This is a genomic window from Rodentibacter rarus (assembly GCF_001998965.1).
In the GTDB taxonomy this organism is placed as follows: domain Bacteria; phylum Pseudomonadota; class Gammaproteobacteria; order Enterobacterales; family Pasteurellaceae; genus Rodentibacter; species Rodentibacter rarus.
In genome coordinates, this window is record NZ_MLHJ01000002.1 from 1 (window position 1) to 22,138 (window position 22,138).

Below are 22,138 nucleotides of genomic sequence, written 5' to 3' on the forward strand. Positions count from 1 at the left end.
CTACAAGATAACAAAAAAGTAATGTTGTGCAACTGCTGCATAATACCGTAAAATTTAGTAAAAATGACCGCACTTTTGCTCCTCATCGCTAAGTAATTATCCCTATTATCCCCAATAAAAAAAGCCCCTTTCGGGGCTTTTTCTTTAATCTATCTGCAAAATTAATCTTCCATTTCAGAATTTAATAATGCCGCAAGGTTTTGCGTGGCATCGTCAGCGATAAACTCAAATTCCGCTTCGATATCCGCATCGCTTGCGAAAGCTGAAACAGGTTGTTCAATCGCTTCCACCGCGAGTTCCGCTGCTTTTTGGCGGTTTTTAATGCGGTTTTGGTGATAGGCAAAACCGGTACCAGCCGGGATTAAACGACCCACGATCACGTTTTCTTTCAAGCCACGTAATTCGTCACGTTTACCTGCCACAGCCGCTTCGGTAAGCACACGTGTGGTTTCTTGGAACGATGCCGCCGAGATGAAGGATTCCGTTGCAAGAGAGGCTTTGGTGATACCCAATAATTCACGTTCGAATTCCACCAATGGTTTGCCTTCTGCTTCACGTTTACGGTTGACGATTTTCACACGAGCCACTTCCACTTGCTCCCCTTCGAGGAATTCGGAATCGTAAGCTTTTGTGATCACCGCTTTACGCAACATTTGACGAACAATGACTTCGATGTGCTTATCATTGATTTTTACCCCTTGTAAGCGGTAAACATCTTGCACTTCATTGACGATATATTCGGTCACCGCACGCACGCCGCGTAAACGTAAAATATCATGTGGTGTTTCCGCACCATCAGAAATCACATCACCACGTTGTACCATTTCACCTTCAAATACGTTGAGCTGACGCCATTTTGGAATCATCTCTTCATAAACTTCACCTTCGGTTGGGGTAATCAACAAGCGGCGTTTACCTTTGGTTTCTTTACCGAAAGAAACGATACCTGAAATTTCTGCCAAGATCGCCGGCTCTTTTGGCTTACGGGCTTCGAATAAGTCTGCCACGCGTGGAAGACCACCGGTAATATCCTTGGTTCCTACCGATTCTTGTGGAATACGCGCCAATGGTTCACCCACTTTCACTGCCGCACCATCGTCTAAGCTGACGATAGCTTTACCCGGTAGGAAGTATTGGGCAATCACATCGGTTTCAGGTAAGAAGATGTCATTTCCTTTTTCATCAACTAATTTGATGGTTGGGCGTAAATCTTTACCTGCCGTTACACGTTCACCCACATCTTGTACCACTATGGAAGATAATCCTGTTAGTTCATCATATTTATGTGTTACCGTTAAACCGTCCACAATATCCACGAATTTAACAAAACCGGCCACTTCAGAGATAACCGGCATAGTGTGTGGTTCCCAGTTTGCTACGGTTTCCCCGGCAGTCACTTCCTGACCATCACCTTTACTTAACACCGCACCATAAGGTACTTTATAGTGTTCTTTGGTACGACCAAAGGCATCCGTCACCGTTAATTCAGTATTACGGGAAGTTAACACCAATTTACCTTCATCATTGGTAACAAATTTAGCATTTGCTAAATGTAACGTACCAGTAAAGTTTACCTGAACACTTGATTCTTTTACTGCTGCCGATGCTGCACCACCGATATGGAAGGTACGCATGGTTAACTGTGTGCCTGGCTCACCAATCGATTGTGCAGCAATAACCCCCACTGCTTCACCTTGGTTGATGAGATGACCACGAGCAAGATCACGACCGTAACATTTCGCACAGACACCATAATCGGTATCACAAGTCACCACCGAGCGAACTTTCACGCTGTCCACAGAGTTTTCATCTAATACATCACAGAGTTTTTCATCTAATAAGGTATTACGGGCAATGAGCACATCTTCTGTACCCGGTTTATAAACATCTTCCGCTACCACACGCCCTAGCACTAACTCACGAAGTGGCACTTTTTCATCGCCCCCTTCAATTAATGGAGTCATCACCAAGCCTTCGTGAGTGCCGCAGTCGTCCTCTACAATCACCAAGTCTTGCGCTACATCGACCAAACGGCGGGTCAAATAACCGGAGTTCGCTGTTTTCAATGCGGTATCTGCCAAACCTTTACGCGCACCGTGGGTGGAAATAAAGTACTGAAGTACGTTCAAGCCTTCACGGAAGTTAGCGGTGATTGGCGTTTCAATGATCGAACCGTCCGGACGCGCCATCAAACCACGCATACCCGCAAGCTGGCGAATCTGAGCCGCAGACCCCCGCGCACCGGAATCCGCCATCATAAAGATGCTGTTAAAGGAAGCTTGTTTTTCCGGTTTACCTTCACGGTTAATCACTTCTTCTTGCGACAAGTTTTCCATCATCGCCTTGGCAACACGTTCATTTGCTGCAGTCCAAATATCGATGACTTTGTTATAGCGTTCACCTGCCGTCACAAGAGAAGATTGAAATTGTTCTTGAATTTCCGCCACTTCTGCTTCCGCCGCAGAAATAATTTCGTATTTCATCTCCGGGATCACCATATCATCAATACCAACTGATGAACCGGAACGGGCCGCATAAGCAAAACCGGTATACATAATTTGGTCAGCAAACATCACTGATTCTTTCAAACCCAAACGGCGATAAGCTTCATTAATCAGTTTTGAAATGGCTTTTTTACCTAAGGTTTGGTTGAATAATGAATATGGCATTCCTTTCGGTGCGATCATCCATAAAATGGCACGACCAATAGTGGTGTCGGTAAGTGTAGTTTTGGTTTCAAACTCACCGGCTTCATTTTTCACATATTCGGTAATACGCACTTTGACACGAGAATGTAATTCAGCCTGACCGGTACGATAAGCCTTTTCCGCCTCTCTTGGGTCTTGCAATAACATGCCTTCGCCTTTACCGTTTACTTTGTCACGGGTCATATAGTAAAGACCCAACACCACGTCTTGTGACGGAACGATAATCGGCTCACCGTTTGCCGGTGAAAGCACGTTGTTGGTAGACATCATCAACGCACGGGCTTCTAATTGTGCCTCGAGGGTTAATGGAACGTGAACCGCCATTTGGTCACCATCGAAGTCCGCATTAAATGCTGCACAAACGAGTGGGTGTAATTGAATCGCTTTACCTTCAATTAAGATTGGTTCAAAGGCTTGAATACCTAAACGGTGAAGTGTTGGCGCACGGTTTAGTAGAATTGGGTGTTCACGGATCACTTCCGCAAGAATATCCCAAACGATGGCATCTTCACGCTCAACCATTTTCTTCGCCGCTTTGATTGTTGTCGCATAACCACGGCTTTCTAATTTCGCATAGATAAACGGACGGAATAATTCCAATGCCATTTTCTTTGGTAAACCACATTGATATAAGTGCAAATATGGCCCTACGGTGATTACGGAACGACCGGAGTAGTCAACACGTTTACCCAATAAGTTTTGACGGAAACGACCTTGTTTACCTTTAATCATATCCGCTAAAGATTTTAACGGACGGCGGTTAGAACCGGTAATCGCACGGCCACGGCGACCGTTATCCAATAAGGCATCAACGGATTCTTGTAGCATCCGTTTTTCGTTGCGTACGATAATATCCGGTGCAATCAAATCCAATAAGCGTTTTAAACGGTTGTTACGGTTGATGACACGGCGGTATAAATCGTTCAAATCAGAGGTAGCAAAACGACCACCATCAAGTGGTACTAACGGACGTAAATCCGGTGGAAGTACCGGTAATACGGTCATGACCATCCACTCCGGTTTATTACCGGATTGCACAAATGCTTCCAACAATTTTAAGCGTTTAGTGATTTTCTTACGTTTGGTTTCAGAATTGGTTTCTTGTAACTCTTCACGCAACTTTTCACATTCCACATCAAGATCCATACCTTTTAACAGATCTTGGATCGCTTCTGCGCCCATTTTGGCTTCAAATTCATCTTGCCAACGATCTTCTGCATCAAGATATTGCTCTTCCGTTAATAATTGACCACGTTCTAAATCCGTCATACCTGGTTCGGTCACAATGTACATTTCAAAATAAAGGACACGCTCGATATCACGTAACGGCATATCCAATAATAAGCCGATACGGGACGGAAGGGATTTTAAGAACCAAATATGTGCCACCGGTGAAGCCAATTCAATGTGCCCCATACGTTCACGACGCACTTTGGTTTGTGTCACTTCAACGCCACATTTTTCACAAATCACACCACGGTGTTTTAAACGTTTATATTTACCACATAAACATTCATAATCTTTTACCGGCCCGAAGATGCGTGCGCAGAAAAGACCATCACGTTCAGGTTTAAACGTACGGTAGTTAATGGTTTCAGGCTTTTTCACTTCACCAAATGACCAAGAACGGATCATATCCGGTGAGGCTAACCCAATTTTAATCACATCAAAATCTTCACTGGTTTTTGATTGTGCTTTTAAAAACTTAACTAAGTCTTTCACAAATGTTCTCCTGTCGGAGTTAAAGGTTTAAAGTGCGGTTAAAAATTAGCGAGAATTTTGACCGCACTTCGGCGATTTCAAGTTTTATGCTGTTGTATCTTGCCTTCCCCTGCTTTGCGGGGGAAGGTGCCCGAAGGGCGGAAGGGGGCTAAAAATTCCCCCCCTCAGCCTTCGGCAGCTCCCCCCGTAAACGGGTGGAGCCAAGGGATAACATCATTTAAATATATTCATCAATGCTCATTGAGTACCATTGATTACTCTTCGTCTAACTCGATATTTAAACCAAGCGAACGGATTTCTTTCATAATCACGTTGAAAGATTCCGGTGTACCCGGATCCATTTGTTGGTTGCCGCTGACGATGTTTTTATACATCTTCGTACGACCATTCACATCATCGGACTTCACTGTGAGCATTTCTTGTAAGGTATAAGCTGCGCCATAAGCTTCAAGCGCCCATACCTCCATCTCACCGAAACGTTGACCACCGAATTGTGCTTTACCACCCAATGGTTGTTGTGTAACAAGACTATAAGAACCCGTTGAACGAGCATGCATTTTGTCGTCAACCAAGTGATTCAATTTGAGCATATACATATAGCCCACGGTGACCGGACGCTCAAATTTTTCACCGGTACGTCCATCATATAAGGTGATCTGACCGGAAGTTGGTAAACCGCCGAGTTTTAACAACTCTTTGATTTCCGTTTCATCCGCACCATCAAACACCGGGGTCGCAACCGGTAAACCTTTACGCAAGTTGTCTGCTAAACGTAACACTTCTTCATCAGTGAAGGTGCTTAAATCCACCTTTTGTGAACCTTGTCCTAAATCATAGGCTTTTTGCATATAACTGCGTAATTTTTCCACTTCTTGTTTTTGTTTAAGCATCGCATTGATTTGATCACCAATACCTTTTGCCGCTAAACCTAAGTGGGTTTCAAGGATCTGACCGATATTCATACGGGACGGTACGCCCAGTGGGTTTAATACGATTTCAACCGGTTGGCCGTTTTCATCGTATGGCATATCTTCAACAGGGTTAATTTTTGAGATAACCCCTTTGTTACCGTGACGACCCGCCATTTTATCACCCGGTTGGATTTGGCGTTTCACCGCAAGGTAAACTTTCACCACTTTTAATACGCCTGGCGCAAGATCATCCCCTTTGATGATTTTCTTGCGTTTCACTTCCAGTTTGAGTTCAAACTCTTTGCGAAGCTCTTCATATTGCTCTGCGAGCTGCTCTAATTGGTTTTGTTTTTCTTCATCAGCAATGGTTTGTTCTAACCATTTGGTGCGAGCCAATTTATCTAATTGTGCTTCATCCACGCCACCTGAAATAAGAAGATTGCGAACACGCGCAAATAGACCTGCCTCTAAGATCTCCAATTCATCGGAAAGGTCTTTTTTCGCTTCTTTTAACTGCATTTCTTCAATTTCTAGCGCACGTTTGTCTTTTTCCACGCCATCACGGGTGAAGACCTGTACGTCAATAACCGTACCGCTTACGCTATTTGGTACACGCAATGAAGAATCTTTCACATCAGAGGCTTTTTCACCGAAAATTGCACGTAACAATTTTTCTTCCGGCGTTAATTGGGTTTCACCTTTCGGTGTCACTTTACCCACTAAGATATCGCCACCTTTTACTTCTGCGCCCACATAAACGATACCGGATTCATCTAATTTGCTGAGTGCCGATTCACCCACATTTGGAATATCTGCAGTGATTTCTTCTGCACCTAATTTGGTATCACGAGCCACACAAGAAAGTTCTTGAATGTGAATGGTGGTAAAACGATCTTGTTGAACCACACGCTCAGACACTAACATAGAGTCTTCAAAGTTATAACCATTCCACGGCATAAATGCCACGCGAATATTTTGACCTAACGCCAACTCCCCTAGATCGGTTGAAGGACCATCAGCCAAGACTTCTCCACGATTAATTGGATCGCCTAAATTCACACAAGGAATTTGGTTAATACAGGTATTTTGGTTAGAACGGGTGTATTTGATTAAATTATAAATATCAATCCCTGCTTCGCCCGCAAGGGTTTCATCTTCATTCACTTTAATCACGATACGTGAAGCATCCACATATTGAACGATACCACCACGTTTCGCCACCACAGCCACGCCGGAGTCAAGGGCAATCGGTTTTTCCATGCCTGTTCCCACTAACGGCTTATCGGCACGTAATGTTGGAACAGCTTGACGTTGCATGTTTGCCCCCATCAATGCACGGTTCGCATCATCATGTTCAAGGAATGGGATCAATGCAGCAGCAACAGACACCACTTGTTGGGTAGAAACGTCCATATAGTGGATATCTTCAGGTTTATACAAACCGGACTCCCCACGCTCACCACGCGCTGTAACAAAGGCATCGGTAAAGCGATTGTTCTCGTCTAGGTTTGAGTTTGCCTGAGCAATAATATAATTCGCTTCATCAATGGCGGATAAATACTCAATTTCTTCTGTGACCTGACCATCAATAACTTTACGATATGGGGTTTCTAAGAAACCGTAATCATTAGTACGGGCAAAGGCAGAAAGCGAGTTAATCAAACCAATGTTCGGACCTTCAGGCGTTTCGATTGGACATAAACGACCATAGTGGGTGTTATGCACGTCACGCACTTCAAATCCGGCACGTTCACGAGTTAACCCACCCGGACCTAATGCAGAAATACGACGTTTATGGGTTACTTCCGATAGTGGGTTGTTTTGATCCATAAATTGCGAAAGTTGTGAAGAACCAAAGAATTCTTTCACTGCCGCAGAAATTGGTTTTGGATTAATTAAATCTTGTGGCGTGATCGCATCTAAATCGCCTAAAGATAAGCGTTCTTTGACCGCTCTTTCTACACGCACCAGACCAATGCGGAATTGGTTTTCCGCCATTTCACCTACGGAACGGATACGGCGGTTACCTAAATGATCAATATCATCCACTTCACCACGACCGTTACGGATATCAATGAGTTTACGCATCACCGCAATGATATCTTCATGACTTAAAATACCACTGCCCACCCCCTCAGGAATACCTAAAGAGCGGTTGAATTTCATACGACCTACTGCAGATAAATCATAACGTTCTGCGGAGAAAAATAAGTTATGGAATAAGGCTTCTGAGGACTCCGGTGTTGGTGGCTCGCCAGGACGCATCATACGATAGATTTCGTAAAGTGCACTGGTTTTATCGTAAGTCGGATCAACACGCAAAGTCTCGGAAATATATGGACCGTAATCCAAGTCATTGGTGAACAGGGTTTCAATAACGTTATAGCCTGCTTGCGCTAATTTCGCTAAAATTTCTAACGAAATTTCACCGTTTGCCGGACAAATAATCTCACCGGATTCCAAATCGACATAATCTTTCGCAGCCACTTTACCCACGATATATTCGGTCGGCACGACAACTTGCGTAACATTATCTTTTTCTAACGCTTTAATATGGCGGGCATTAATACTGCGACCACGTTCAACATAAACTTTCCCATTCGCTTCAATATCAAATGAAGCGGTTTCACCACGCAAACGCTTAGGTATAAGGGTCATTAATAATTTATTGTCGGCGATTTCAAAGGTCACTTTGTCGAAGAATAAATTTAAGATTTCTTCGGTGGTGTAGCCTAATGCGCGAAGAATAATGGTTGCCGGTAATTTACGGCGGCGGTCAATACGTGCGTAAAGATTATCTTTCGGATCAAATTCAAAATCCAACCAGGAACCACGATAAGGAATGATACGTGCGTTATAGAGCACTTTACCGGATGAATGGGTTTTACCTTTATCAGAATCGAAAAATACACCCGGGCTACGATGCAATTGTGAAACGATAACACGCTCAGTACCGTTAATAACAAAGGTACCGTTATCCGTCATCAATGGGATTTCCCCCATATACACTTCATTTTCTTTAATATCTTTGACAGCACGTGAAGAAGATTCTTTATCGTAGCTGACAAGACGTAATTTAACACGTAAACCCGCTGCATAAGTTGAACCACGGATTTGGCATTCACGCACATCAAATTCCGGTTCTTCTAAACGGTAATCAACATATTGTAATTCGGTATAACCATTGTTACTAACAATGGGGAAAACTGAACGGAAAGCGGCTTCTAAGCCTTGCTGACCTTCAGGATCTTTTTGAATAAATTTATCAAACGAATCTAATTGAATAGTTAATAAATAAGGGACATTTAAAACTTGCGGACGTTTGCCGAAGTCTTTACGAATTCGTTTTTTCTCAGAATAGGAGAGACCCATTGGTTGGTTTTCCTCTATCAATTTTAGTGAGACTGAGTTGACATAAGAAAAGTGCGGTCACAAAAAACAACGTTTTTTGAACGTTGGCTCTGCCAACGGCTCCGAAGGAGTGAGTAAACCACGTTAGTGATTTACGAATAATTTTGACCGAGTTTAGCTTATATCAAGGTATAGACACCGTTTCAGGAACCGCACTCTGAACCTTACTTCTGTAGTGGGTTACTCAAATTAAAACGTCTATTATTAACTTGAGTGGAAACAGATAAGATTAAACGGAAAATGATTATCTGTTTTTTGTGCTTATTTTGATAGCACAAAATGGCTGATGGTAAACCACCAGCCATTAAGCCTGAGAAACAGGGCATTAGTAAATCAACAATTATTTGATTTCTACTTTTGCACCAGCTTCTTCTAATTCTTTCTTAAGCGCTTCAGCTTCTTCTTTAGAGATGCCTTCTTTTAACGCTGCAGGTGCAGACTCAACTAAGTCTTTTGCTTCTTTTAAGCCTAAACCGGTTGCACCACGTACTGCTTTAATTACAGCTACTTTGTTTGCACCCGCTTCAGCAAGAACGACATCAAATTCAGTTTTTTCTTCTGCTGCCGCTGCTGCACCACCTGCCGGTGCTGCCGCTACTGCTGCCGCTGCTGAAACACCGAATTTCTCTTCCATCGCTGCAATTAATTCAACGATTTCAGTTACAGTTTTAGAAGCAATCGCTTCAATGATTTGTTCGTTAGTTAATGACATAACAATCAATTCCTAAAATAAATAAAGTTAAATGAAGTAAGAAACGCTTGATAATTAAGCTGCTTCTTGTAATTTGTCGCGTAATGCCGCAAAAGTGCGAGCAAGTTTGCCTGCCGCCGCTTCTTTCATTGTGCCCATTAAACGTGCAATTGCTTCTTCGTAAGTTGGTAGTGTTGCTAAGAATTCAACATCTTGGATCTTACCTTCAAAGGCTGCACCTTTAATTTCAAACTTATCGTTTGCTTTAGCAAACTCTTTGAACAAACGAGCCGCTGCGCCCGGGTGTTCGTTAGAGAATGCGATAAGTGTTGGACCTACAAACGTATCTTTCAAGCATTCGTAATCAGTGCCTTCAACCGCACGGCGTAATAAAGTATTACGCACCACACGCATTGTAACACCCGCTTCACGAGCTGATTTACGTAATTCAGTCATTTTATCAACAGTGACACCGCGAGAATCCGCAATCACTGCTGAAAGTGCACCTTTGGCTGCTTCATTTACTTCAGCAACAATTGCTTGTTTGTCTTGAAGATTTAATGCCATTGGCTTTTAGCTCCTGAATACACTCCGATTTCTCGGAATTAATTTACCTAATCTAAGATTAGGACGACTTCGGTGCCCAGAAGCAAGAAAAATTCTTATTCTGTACACCATCTACGTAGGATGATTAAGATTGCTCCCCTACGGTCTTGGACGGGGCTTGAATAGGTCAAGCACCAACCAGAAATCTCACGCACTTGGCGTAAATAGGTGCGGGATTATAGAGCTAAAACCGCACCTTGTAAAGTCTATTGTTGAAAAATACGGCGAATTTTAACCGCACTTTTTGTTATTTTCTCACGGCAATGGCTTCAATTTCCAAACCTACATCTTTTGGTAGACGCGCCACTTCCACACAGGAACGTGCCGGGAAATTAGGGTGATGATTCTCTTTAAAGAAACGCTCATATTCCGCATTCACCACGGCAAAATCATTTAAATCTTTTACAAATACGGTCGTTTTGACAATATCTGCCACCGTTAAACCGGCTTGTTCCACAATCGCTTTGACGTTTTCTAAAGATTGACGGGCTTGTGCCACAATATTGCTCGGTACTTCGCCTGTTGCAGGATTCACCGGAATTTGACCCGAAGTGAGGACTAAATTCCCTAAATCAACCGCTTGCACATAAGGACCAATTGCGGCCGGGGCTTTTTCTGTATGAATAATTTTTGTCATCGTCATTTATCCTTCTTTTAGAGAAAAATGCAGTTAAATCAACCGCACTTTTATTCATCAATTTTATTAATCAATCTCTTTTAAGACATCATCAGAAAGTTCTTTTTGTGAGCTTTCTTTTACTTTTCCATCATTCACCTTAAAGTCTAAATTTTGGTAATAGGCTTCACGGAAGGTGATATAAGGGTCTTGCGCTTGATTTAACAATTCGGCGTTATCTAAATTCTTCGCCCGGGTGTCGATCACTTGGACACCATATTTAACCAATGAAATGGGGTTACCTGCCACCCATTCCCAAAAAGGATACATATAGGCAGCATCCACAATGGCACCGGTTAACTGACGAGGTGTGGTGGCATTATACAAAGGCAACACCATATAAGCCCCGGCATCCACCCCATAACTGCCTAATGTTTCACCAAATCCCCGTTGTTCGTAAACCTGCAACTCTTTGCTTGCACTGGCAAAATCAAATAACCCACCTAAACCAAACACGGTGTTAATCCAAAAGCGGTTAAAATGCACAAAAGCCTTTTTCGGTTCCCCCTCAATCATACGATTCACAAAGCTCACCGGTTCATCCAAATTATTCGCCACATTGGTTAGCCCTTTGGTAATCGGTGTCGGCACATAATCACGCCAACCTTTCGCTGCGGGTTCTAACACATAACGATCCACCACGTTGTAATTAAAATCCCACATTGTGCGATTAAATCCTTCCATCGGATCGTTGCGTTCACCATTGGCTTTTGTGGCACAACCACTCAACACGATTGCACTAAAAAGTGCGGTTAAAATTGCTTGCTTTTTCATTTAAATCATTCAGCCTTGAGAAAAATTGGCGTTATTCTAACTTAGAAAGTGCATAATACAAGCTATAAACATAAAAAAGCGACTTATAAAGTCGCTCTTTCATGATTATTTTATTTGTGGATCTTTTCCATAATGCGGATGGTAAGGTCCATATAATAATCCCTTATTCACCCCAACTTGAAGTAGCTTTGCATCGGCTAAACCCGCTACATTATAACCATTATCCGCTACTTGGTTAGCGACCTGTTTTACCGCAACTGCAAGCAAATCAACTAATGGATTGCCCGTGCTAACACGCCCCCCATCATCTTGCACTTCCGCTTCACCTTCCCATAAGGTTTTACCATTGCGTAAATCAATTAATTTACCTTCAACAGCTACCTTGGTTACGCTATTAAATACTTGATAATTCACGCCATATTCTTTCACATTAAGGTAAAGCCCAGCATCAGCATTAAAGATTTCCTGTAATTTTGCGATTTTTACATTTTGGATTTCTTGTGCTTGAGTTAAACCATTATATTTAAAGGTTTCATTCACTAAAGCAACAGGGAAAACATAATATCCCGCCTCAGCAAGTGGAGTAACCGATTGTGCAAGCACCGCCGGTGCGGCTTTCACCTCATTCGTCATATCGGTCGGCATCATCACTAAAATCGAGCGGGGTTTACTCTCTTTAAACGCTGAATAATCATAAGAAGTTGGCGATGAACAGGCAGTTAATACTAAGCTACCGAATAAAACGGAAATTGCTATCAATTTTTTCATTATTTTTTCTCTCCTCTCATTCCTTTTGTCAATAAAAATTGGATATAAGATTTCGATTCAGGGAATAACTGTGTTTCCATATTAAACGCATCTGCCGCTTTTGCCGTATCGCCTAATTGGCTGTAAAGCAAGCCCATTTGTGCATATAAACCCGGTGGAACTTTTTTGCCTTTAGTTGAATCTTGAGCAATTTCTTCTAACGCTTTTAACTGCGCTTGAGGATCACCCTCTTGGGTAAGAGATTGATAGAGAGAAGTCGAATACGCTCCCCCTCCCCAATTATAGATTTGATTATTGCTTCCACAAGCAGTAAGAAATAGCACAGAAGCCAAGATACCTGCTTTATAATATATTTTCATTTCCTTCACCCTCACTATTTCGCCGGTTGCCAATGACCGGATTCCACACCACCAACTAATTTATTCACCGCCTCACGAATGGCAAGATCGAGCACTTTACCATTTAAGGTCGAATCATATCCGGCTGTCCCACCAAAACCAATAATTTCACGATTAGAGAGGCTATATTCACCGGCACCTTGTACAGAATAAACCACCTCTGAGGTTTGTGCATTCACAACATTTAAAGCGACTTTAGCATAGGCGACTTGCTCTTTGCCTTTACCTAAAATACCAAACAACTGGTGATCACCCACCACTTTACGACCGAACTCCGTCACATCACCGGTAATGACATAATTTGCACCTTTTAGGGTTTGCTTTTTACCTTTGATCTTAGCTTCTGCCGCAGTTTCTGAGAGATTTGTACGATCTAACACACTAAAGCGACCAGTTTGTTGTAAATGAGACACCAAAATCGTTTTAGCCTGACCGCCTAATTGATCTTGACCGTCTGCAAAAATACCATTGTTATAGCTTGAACGGTTATCAAACTTACCGACACTAATCGGGGTTTTCACGCCACTATACGCCGTATTATAACTTTCAACCGTCTGAGTCTGAACACTGCGAGAGCCTTCAGTTGCACAACCCGCAAGAACTAAAGCACCCATTGCAAGGGCAATAATAGGTATTTTTTTCATAATTTTGGTTCCTCCTAAGTCAATAAATATAAAATCCGTCCCCATCTTACTGATAATTCCCCTTCAATTCAATCAGTTATTACCACCACAATTGAGTATCTCCTAGGAAAAGTGCGGTTAAAAATACTCTCATTTTCAACCGCACTTTGGAGATAAACAAAATGCCACGTTTCAGTGGCATTGCTATGCTTATAAACTGTAGGCCTTAATATACGGCAACTTACCTTTTTCCAACATATCTTGAATGCCGCTTTGGTGATCATTTGTCCCCAAGCCTCGTAATTCAAAGGTGACACCGATGCTATTATCATACACCACCTCATCCGGATCTTGATTTGGTCGGCTGGTCACATAGCGTCTTGCGCCAACCCCCACCGCCCAACAGCAGCTGTTATATTGTACGCCAAAGTATTGTTCTACCGTTTTTTTCAGCGCTAAGTCTTGATAATATTTTCCGACCACCGCCCAATTATCCGTCACTTCCCAAGCTGCAACTAAGCCCAATTGTTTAATATCTTGGTTATAAGCATTGGCTGATCGCCCTAAATTTTGGTCGATATAAGCTTGGCTTGCATAGCGATAATTGAATTGAATTAAATTATTTCTTTCCGGATTATATTCAATGCTGGTGTTAGCCAATGAGGTTTTCTTCAACTGGGTATCATATTGATAGCTACCGTGCCAGTTCCAATTATCATTGATTTTCCAGTTTGACTCCAACGCCCAAGAGGAAGAAGAACGTTGTGTACTATTTGCCGGATTACTGTCAATGCGGGAATCCGTTAAGTAATACGTTTGTCCGGCAGAGAAATTAAACCGTTCCATTGAATGTCTGTCATAAAAACGGGTTGTGCCGCCAAGCGTGACTTGGTTTGCCGAAGCAATACGGTCTAGCCCGCTGTAACGGCGATCACGGAATAAAGAATAGTAGTCTTGCTGAACCAGTGAAGAATCATAACCATAGCCTAAGTAATCATTGGTACGGCTTGAGCCGATATTGCTTTGATTACGATACGGACGATACAAATACTGAGCGCGTGGTTCAAAAGTTTGCGTATAATCTTTTAAGAATGTGGTATCTCGAGCCAAAACCGTTTGTAAATCCACTTTAATTTGTGGAATAACCCGATTTACCCGTTTTTCCACCTCTTCCGCACCGTCACCTTTTCCTTTTTTCTGCTGATAATGGGTGGCATAAAGTTTGGTTTCAATATTCAAGCTGCCGTATTTATTCGACATTGCTGTAGCTAAACTTGGCTCGATATGAAAACGCCATGCAGTCGGCATAAGGCTACTGTCGTTATCAAAACGCACCGCCTGTGAGAATAATTTGAAGTCTAACCAACCGTTCGCTAAATCATTTTTATAATAGTTAAAATCAATTTGTGGCAATGCACGATAAGGCCCGATATCTACCTCATCAAAAATTTGGAATTGGCGGGCTGAAATGGCGAAATTGTAGTGAGGTTGATAGTAGGCAATACGGGCATATTGGTTGGCATAACCGTCCGTGCTGCTACCGTAATCAGAGGTAAAATCAGTAAAATAGCGCTTATCGCTGACACGTGTATAGTCAATATTCAAACGCCAGTTTTCAAGGAAAGCGGAATTGTGATTCCAATAAAAAAGATGGCGTTTGCGGTTCTCTCCATAGTACTCATCATAACGATCACGCCCTAAATACTCACCGGCAATTTTACCTTCACCAAGGGGCGTTAAATAACGAAATTCACCGTTTAATTGCCACCCACGGTGTGACATATATTTCGGCGTGATGGTCGCATCATAATTCGGTGCGATATTCCAATAAATCGGTTGAGAATACCAATACCCATCACGGCTTGAGCTTCCTGCACTTGGGATTAATAAACCGGAACGGCGGCGATTACCGATAGGGAGTTGCAAATATGGCGTATAAAATACCGGAACACCCTGTACTTTAAAGCGGGCATGCCACATTTCCGCATATTCTTCTTTAATATACTGACGAATTTCTGAGGCATCGACCGCCCACGCATTATCGTTTGGCAAACAGGACGTAAAGGTGGCATTTTTCATTACCCGAATAGCATTACGCAATTCAATTTCCTGTGCTTTACCCCGCCCTTGGCGTCCTACCAGCTGATAATCAGCATCCGATACATGACCGTCTTTGGAATCCAAATTAAAATCGGCATTTTGCCCTAACAGATTGATTTGCTCGTCTTTATAATCAAACCCGCCTCGTACATAGGCAAAACGTTGTAATGCCGTTCCCTCACCGATTTGTTTGACTTCCACCGAATCGGCAAGCAAATGGCGATTTCCTTGCTTGAGATCCGCATTCCCTTTGTAAATGGCACTTGTCGGCTGATTAATTTCCGCATCATCCGCTTCAATATAAACAGGTAGATCATTTGGATCCCCAGACACGACCTCACCGGAAAATTTGGGCACGCCCACCAAACATTGCGTATGCAAATCCGCCAAGCTTGTTTGGCTATAAAGTGCGGTCAAAATAGAAAGAGAAATGAAAGTATATTTTTTATTCATAATTCAATGTATCATTGATGAAATTGAGCCGATTATACTGGAATATCATTTACAACAACAACCATTTATATGGTCGTTCACTAAGCCCATTGATTGCATAAAAGCATAGCAAGTGGTTTCCCCAACAAAGACAAAGCCTCGTTTCTTTAAGGCTTTTGACATCGCTTTGGAGAGATCGGTTTTAGTCGGTATCGCAGAGACATCCGGCACATCATTGACGATAGGCTGATGATTGACAAACGACCAAATAAAATCACTAAAATTTTCACCGCACTTTTCCATGGCTAAATAGGCCTGAGCGTTTTTAACAATGGCCTCTAATTTCGCTCGGTGGCGAATCAGCCCTGCATTTTGCATACAGGCATCAAGATCAAGTGCGGTCATTTTTGCCACTTTTTTCGGATCAAATTGATGAAATGCTTGGCGATATGCCTCACGTTTTTTCAACACAGTAATCCAAGACAATCCTGCTTGTTGCCCTTCCAAACAGATTTTTTCAAATAATTTTCGGCTATCAAATTCCGGTTTACCCCATTCATTATCATGATAGGCAATGTAAATAGGTAAATCCCCTGTCCACGGACACCTTATCATTGCATCTCCTTTTTCAGTTCCTTATAAACGGTGGCAAAATCCGGCATCACACCACGCCATAAATGGAATGAATGTGCCGCTTGTGCCACCAGCATCCCTAATCCATCACTGACCTCCATCAACCCTAGGCTTTTACAGTGAGTGATAAAAGGCGTATCCGAACCTTTCGCATATTGCATATCGTAAAAAGCATTCCCCAATTTGAGAATAGCTGCCGAAACGGGGGCAGTATTTCCACTCAACCCCGCCGAAGTCGCATTAATCACCACATCATAAGATTGATCGGGAATGTTATCCATCGCCACCGCTTGAACCTCACCATAAGGTTGGAATGTTTCAGCCAAGCGTTCCGCCTTTGCCAAAGTGCGGTTGGCTAGCACAATATTTTGTTGAGCTTGTAACAAAGGCAATAATACCCCTTGAGTGGCACCGCCTGCCCCTAAAATTAAAATACGCTGATGGGGTTTTATCCAATTTAAACGTTGCAAATCCGTGACTAACCCGATGCCGTCCGTATTATCCGCATAAAGCCTGCCGTCCTCTAATTTTTTTAGCGTATTACAAGCCTGTGCCAACTTTGCCCGCTCACTGTGTTCATCGGCAAGTTGATAGGCTCGTGCTTTAAAAGGTGCGGTCACATTAGCGCCTTTTGCGCCCTGTGAGAAAAATATAGCAAGTTGTTGCTCAAAGGTTTCCACATCACCTAACTTTGCCTCATAGTGCATTTTTTGTTGGGTTTGCTCTGCAAATTTTCCTTGAATCAACGGTGATAAACTTTGTGCAATGGGATTGCCCCATACCGCATAATAATCCATACATTATCCTTGTCTAAAAAGTTGGTGAGTGATCAAATCACGAATTTCTGAGGGATTTTGTGCATTTCCTACCGGCAAATCGAGTACAGGAAAATCCCCACCAAATTGTGACCGCACTTCTTCTGCGGTTCTACAAGGGGAGGCGCCCGTTAAATTTGCACTGGTTGAGGTTAACGCAAAGCCCGTGGTTTCACATAACGCCCGTACAGCCGGATGATCGCTGATACGCACGGCAATACGGTTAAATTTTCCGGTAAGGAAAGCAGGCACATTCGATTTTACCGGCACCACCCAAGTAATCGGGCGATCATAATGTGTCTTTAATTTCGACAGTTGGCTTTCATCTAAGGTATCAATATCGATAAAAGGGAATAAAAAATTGATCGTTGGCGCAATCAAAATCAGCCCTTTTTCCACCGGACGTTGTTTTAAATCAAGCAATTTTTTGACCGCGCTTTCACTGAACGGATTACACCCCAAACCAAATACGGCTTCTGTCGGGTAAGCGACCACCTGATCCTGTAATAAATAGTGGGTAATTTGTTGTAACGTCATTTGGCTATCTCAAAACTATGGCGACAGGTTTTATTAGCGCATTGCATATGTTGGCCTGTTTCACTTTCATTTTTTAATAAAGCAAGGGGAAAACCGCATTGCGGGCAAGGCATTTCATAGGGGGTGGAGGGTAAAGAGAATTTACAATGGGGAAAGCTGTTGCAACCATAAAATGTTTTGCCTTGTCGCCCACGGCGGGTCACCAAATGCCCTTTCCCACATTCAGGGCAAGGAATTCGTGCCTCTATTTTTTGTTCTTCATGTACCACAAAATCACATTGTGGATAAGCACAACAACCAATAAACATCCCAAATGCCCCTTGTTTCAATGCCAACAAATCACCACATTGCGGACAGGTTTCCTCAAGGGTTTTCAATACCTTATGCTCTACTCGCTGCAAAGGGCGTAAATAATCACATTGCGGATAGGCGCTACACCCCAAAAACAATCCTTTTTTGCCTTGTTTCATTTGCAAAATCGACCCACATTTCGGGCAATGTTCTTCTTGTTTGGTGTGATGAAAAAGAGATGAGTTCATAATCACTCCGCATTTAATATCATTTCTTCCAGTTTCTCTTGGCCTTCCATCCAATCGGCTTCTACGGCTTCCAAGGCTTTTTTCGTTTCCACTTGTTGCGCCAAAAGTGCGGTCAGTTTTTCTTTATTTTCTGTATGATAAAGCGCAGAGTCCGCCAAATGCTGTTCAATTTCCGCCAGTTGTTCGCTCAAAGTATTTATTTTTTCTTCTAACTGCGTGATCTTTTTACGAAGAGGGGCGGTTTGTTGGCGTAATTCCGCCTCTCGGCGTTTTTGCTCTTTACGATTTTGACTGGAATTGATATTTTCCGATAACCTATTTTCTTCCGCAGATTTTGCCGAAGATGGGCTATTCTGCTCCATAAGCCATTTTTGATAATCCTCTAAATCCCCTTTGAATTCTTCTACTTGTTTATCATGCACCAAGTAAAATTCTTCCACCGTATTGCGTAGCAAATGGCGGTCGTGCGAGACCACTACCAAGGATCCCTCATAGTCTACCAAAGCTTCCGTTAAGGCTTGACGCATATCAAGATCCAAATGGTTTGTCGGTTCATCTAACAACAGCAAATTCGGGCGTTGCCAGACAATCAATGCCAACACCAAACGGGCTTTTTCACCACCGGAAAAGGAAGAAACCGGCTGATTTACCTTATCACCGTGAAAAGCGAAGCTCCCCAGATAATCACGCACCTGTTGTTCTGTTTGCTCCGGTGCAAGTTTTTGCATATGCCACAGGGCGGATTCTTCAGCACGGAGGGTATCCAATTGATGTTGGGCAAAATAACCCAACTGCACTCCTTTGGCGAGCTGCACCGTACCTGAAAGCGGGCTAAGTTCTTGTGCCAACAGTTTAATCAAAGTGGATTTTCCTGCCCCATTTTGACCCAATAACCCAATACGGGAACCCGGCACAAGATTAAGTTTAATTTTACTTAAAATTTCAACCGCACTTTCCCCCTCACCATAACCTGCACAGGCCTGTTCAATCATCACCAAAGGGTTAGGCAAGGAAATGGGCGGACGAAAAGCAAAGGTGAAAGGATTATCCGCATACGCCGGGGCAATAAGTTCCATTCGCTCTAAAGCTTTTACACGACTTTGCGCCTGTTTTGCTTTGGTGGCTTTGGCTTTAAAACGATCAATATAGCATTGTAAATGGGCGATTTTTTGTTGCTGATGACGATACATCGCCGCTTGTTGAGCGAGTTTAGTGGCTCGTTGCCGCTCAAAAGAGGAATAATCCCCCGTATATTCGTTAATCTTTTGATGTTCTATATGCAAAATCTTCGTCACGATAGGATCAAGAAAATCACGGTCGTGAGAAATTAACACTAATGTGCCTTGATAATTCACCAACCAACGCTCCAGCCAAATCACCGCATCCAAATCTAAATGGTTAGTCGGTTCATCAAGCAACAACAAATCTGAAGGACAAAGCAACGCCTGTGCCAAATTCAACCTCATCCGCCAACCGCCCGAGAACGATTTTACCGTATGTTGGGTTTCTGCCTGGGTAAATCCCAAACCATGCAACAATGTTTCCGCCCGTGATTGAATCGTCCACGCATTGATCGCATCAAGCCTGTCGTGAATTCGTGCAATGGCGTTGCCGTCATTACATTCATTGGCTTTCTCTAATTCTGCCTGCAAACGGCAATATTCACGATCCCCTTGAATCACATAATCCAATGCAGAGATCTCCAATGCCGGGGTTTCCTGATTCACCCAAGATACCGCCCAATTCGATGGGTAAGTGACCTCTCCCCCTTCAGGCTGAAGCTCTTTTTTCAATAACGCAAATAAAGAGGATTTGCCACAACCATTCTTCCCCACCAACCCGACTTTTTGTTTTGGATTGATGGTCGCTGTGGCATTTTCAAGCAATTCCGTTTGCCCACGTTTTAAGGAAATATTACTTAATACAATCATTTTTCTAAGGAATGTTTTAAATTTCGGCTATTTTGCAACATTGTAGGAAAAACACAAAATTTGTTTTGATTTAACAGAAAGGAAAGTATGCCTCACTTGAGATAAAGTGCAAATTATACTGAATACAATCTCCAAATCTATAAACAATAAAAAAATCTGCACCCCAATTGTTGGGTTGAACCAACGAGGTGCAGATTAAATTAATGATGTTTTATTAAGTCAATACAGCTTAATGGTTTTACCAAGTGAATATTACCATTGATAACCTACCCCAACACCACCGGAGTAATGACCCTCAGAGTTAGCCGTACCGGTTAATTTCAAGATAACCTTCCCGCTATCACTCGCTCTTGAGTAACCAATCGCAACCGCTGAAGCGCCACTATATCCTCCGGTAGCGGCTGCAACCATTGATTTACCCGGTAGCATTACCTGTGGTAATGAAGCCGCAGCAGCGGCATTAGCCCCAATTCCACGAACGCGTTTATCTAACTTGTCAACGCGATTATTGACATTATAAATATCACCGCGAACTTGGTTTAATTGGTTCATATTCACGGCATCAGTGCCTTTCACACCATTGACCACATTGCTGATCACTTTATTACCGGCATCAATACCATTATTCGTAATAGATGGACCATCTTTGATGCTTAATCCATCATTATTAATGGTGGTGTCACCAATTGTTAGGCTACCATCTTTACCAAGATTGACATCTCTCGCCAATCTTACGCTCAATGTCCCCTTACCATCGGAAACAACGCCAATATTTGGTTGATCAGATAATTTACGTTCATCAGTTTGACCGCCTACAACATTGACACGTGTATTGAGTTTCTGTTTAGAAACCGTACCACTATCACCCATAAATTCTAAGCCGTCATTTAAGGTTGCAATTTCTTCGGTCTGACCATTTGGTTTTTCGTAAACAATGCGGGTTTTACTTTCGCCATCTTTACCATCATTACCGTCTAAACCTTTGCTACCCTCTTTGACACTGATGTTAGCTGAGACCCCATCTTTACCATCAGCGCCTTTAGGACCTGTTAAGCCAATTGAACCATCTTTACCATTGATAACAACGGATGAACCATCCTTACCGTTCACACCGATCGTACCATCAACACCATCTTTGCCATTTTCACCTTTCTCACCGATAACTAAATTATTACCAGTTGAGATTTCATAGCCGTTGTCGATCTGTTTCACAACGATATTATTTCCTTGATTTAAATTAAAAGTATCATTGTTGCTAATACGTTTATCGGTTGCCGCATCCGTACCATTCGTTGCAAGGTTAAAGCCTGTGTTATTGGTCACATCAACAATAGCATTATAGAGCTGACCACCATTGATCGCCTCTTTACTATTCGGACCAATAAACCCATCTTCAACACCGGTAATCACTTTATTACCGGCATCAATGCCCTTGTTGGTGATCGATGGACCATCCTTAATGGTTATACCATCATTATTTACAGTAGTATTACCAATCGTCACACTGCCATCTTTAGTGAGATCAAGATCTTTATTCAAACTAACTTCAAAGTTTTTACCCCCCGATGCATTTGTACCATTTGTAACAACTTTCAGATTGTTATCTCCTGCACTTACGCTTTCTTCTTTATTGATCTGTTGCTTAATATCATCAGACAAATCAATATTGTAAGTCGTCGTAAAGTTTGCCTCATCACGGGTTGTCGTCACTTTTACGCTATCAGAACCTTTCACCTCTGATTTTTCAGCATTGACCGTGTAAATATTTTGACCGTTTGAACCTATAGTATTCGTTACAGTAACATTTTTACCGGCTTCAACCTCGGTTTTTGACGCCGCTGTGCTCGCATTTAACTGATTCAG

The 22,138-nt window shown here is 42.6% G+C and carries 16 protein-coding genes; all 16 read right to left on the reverse strand.

Annotation, left to right across the window (positions count from 1 at the left end; genetic code table 11):
• Positions 1-161: 161 nt before the first annotated feature.
• Positions 162-4,430 (reverse strand): DNA-directed RNA polymerase subunit beta', encoded by a 4,269-nt coding sequence (gene rpoC / locus BKK50_RS00320; protein WP_077414186.1) that lies wholly within the window; start codon positions 4,428-4,430, stop codon positions 162-164.
• Between the two features lie 254 nt (positions 4,431-4,684).
• Complete coding sequence (gene rpoB, locus BKK50_RS00325; RefSeq protein WP_077414188.1) at positions 4,685-8,713, reverse strand: DNA-directed RNA polymerase subunit beta; 4,029 nt, start codon at positions 8,711-8,713, stop codon at positions 4,685-4,687.
• 379 nt (positions 8,714-9,092) lie between these two features.
• Positions 9,093-9,464 carry a 50S ribosomal protein L7/L12 gene (gene rplL / locus BKK50_RS00330; protein WP_077414190.1) on the reverse strand — a complete coding sequence of 124 codons (372 nt, stop codon included), beginning with the start codon at positions 9,462-9,464 and terminating at the stop codon, positions 9,093-9,095.
• Positions 9,465-9,518: 54 nt separating this feature from the next.
• Positions 9,519-10,010: a 50S ribosomal protein L10 gene (gene rplJ / locus BKK50_RS00335; protein WP_077414192.1), complete on the reverse strand. Its 492-nt coding sequence runs from the start codon at positions 10,008-10,010 to the stop codon at positions 9,519-9,521.
• Positions 10,011-10,296: 286 nt separating this feature from the next.
• Positions 10,297-10,686 (reverse strand): RidA family protein, encoded by a 390-nt coding sequence (locus tag BKK50_RS00340; protein WP_077414194.1) that lies wholly within the window; start codon positions 10,684-10,686, stop codon positions 10,297-10,299.
• 66 nt (positions 10,687-10,752) lie between these two features.
• Positions 10,753-11,499, reverse strand: a complete 747-nt coding sequence (locus tag BKK50_RS00345) for an MlaA family lipoprotein (RefSeq protein ID WP_077414197.1) — start codon at positions 11,497-11,499, stop codon at positions 10,753-10,755.
• A 105-nt stretch (positions 11,500-11,604) separates the two neighbouring features.
• Complete coding sequence (locus BKK50_RS00350) at positions 11,605-12,267, reverse strand: DUF799 domain-containing protein (RefSeq protein ID WP_077414200.1); 663 nt, start codon at positions 12,265-12,267, stop codon at positions 11,605-11,607.
• On the reverse strand, positions 12,267-12,626 hold the full coding sequence (locus BKK50_RS00355; protein ID WP_143529714.1) for a DUF4810 domain-containing protein: 360 nt from the start codon (positions 12,624-12,626) through the stop codon (positions 12,267-12,269). The genes BKK50_RS00350 and BKK50_RS00355 overlap by 1 nt, the downstream gene beginning before the upstream one ends.
• 14 nt (positions 12,627-12,640) lie before the next feature.
• Positions 12,641-13,309: a CsgG/HfaB family protein gene (locus tag BKK50_RS00360; RefSeq protein ID WP_077414221.1), complete on the reverse strand. Its 669-nt coding sequence runs from the start codon at positions 13,307-13,309 to the stop codon at positions 12,641-12,643.
• A gap of 189 nt (positions 13,310-13,498) precedes the next feature.
• Positions 13,499-15,841: an LPS assembly protein LptD gene (gene lptD, locus BKK50_RS00365; RefSeq protein WP_077414206.1), complete on the reverse strand. Its 2,343-nt coding sequence runs from the start codon at positions 15,839-15,841 to the stop codon at positions 13,499-13,501.
• A gap of 45 nt (positions 15,842-15,886) precedes the next feature.
• On the reverse strand, positions 15,887-16,435 hold the full coding sequence (locus BKK50_RS00370) for a DNA-3-methyladenine glycosylase I (protein WP_077414208.1): 549 nt from the start codon (positions 16,433-16,435) through the stop codon (positions 15,887-15,889).
• On the reverse strand, positions 16,432-17,250 hold the full coding sequence (gene aroE / locus BKK50_RS00375) for a shikimate dehydrogenase (RefSeq protein WP_077414210.1): 819 nt from the start codon (positions 17,248-17,250) through the stop codon (positions 16,432-16,434). The genes BKK50_RS00370 and aroE overlap by 4 nt, the downstream gene beginning before the upstream one ends.
• Before the next feature lie 3 nt (positions 17,251-17,253).
• Entirely contained in the window at positions 17,254-17,805 is a 552-nt protein-coding gene (gene tsaC, locus BKK50_RS00380; RefSeq protein WP_077414213.1) for an L-threonylcarbamoyladenylate synthase type 1 TsaC, read from the reverse strand.
• Positions 17,802-18,344 carry a DNA topoisomerase family protein gene (locus BKK50_RS00385; protein ID WP_077414215.1) on the reverse strand — a complete coding sequence of 181 codons (543 nt, stop codon included), beginning with the start codon at positions 18,342-18,344 and terminating at the stop codon, positions 17,802-17,804. The genes tsaC and BKK50_RS00385 overlap by 4 nt, the downstream gene beginning before the upstream one ends.
• Positions 18,345-18,346: 2 nt before the next feature.
• Positions 18,347-20,275 (reverse strand): ABC transporter ATP-binding protein, encoded by a 1,929-nt coding sequence (locus BKK50_RS00390; RefSeq protein ID WP_077414218.1) that lies wholly within the window; start codon positions 20,273-20,275, stop codon positions 18,347-18,349.
• A 252-nt stretch (positions 20,276-20,527) separates the two neighbouring features.
• The coding region (locus BKK50_RS12400) for a YadA family autotransporter adhesin (protein WP_208606185.1) at positions 20,528-22,138 on the reverse strand (1,611 nt) is incomplete at its 5' end.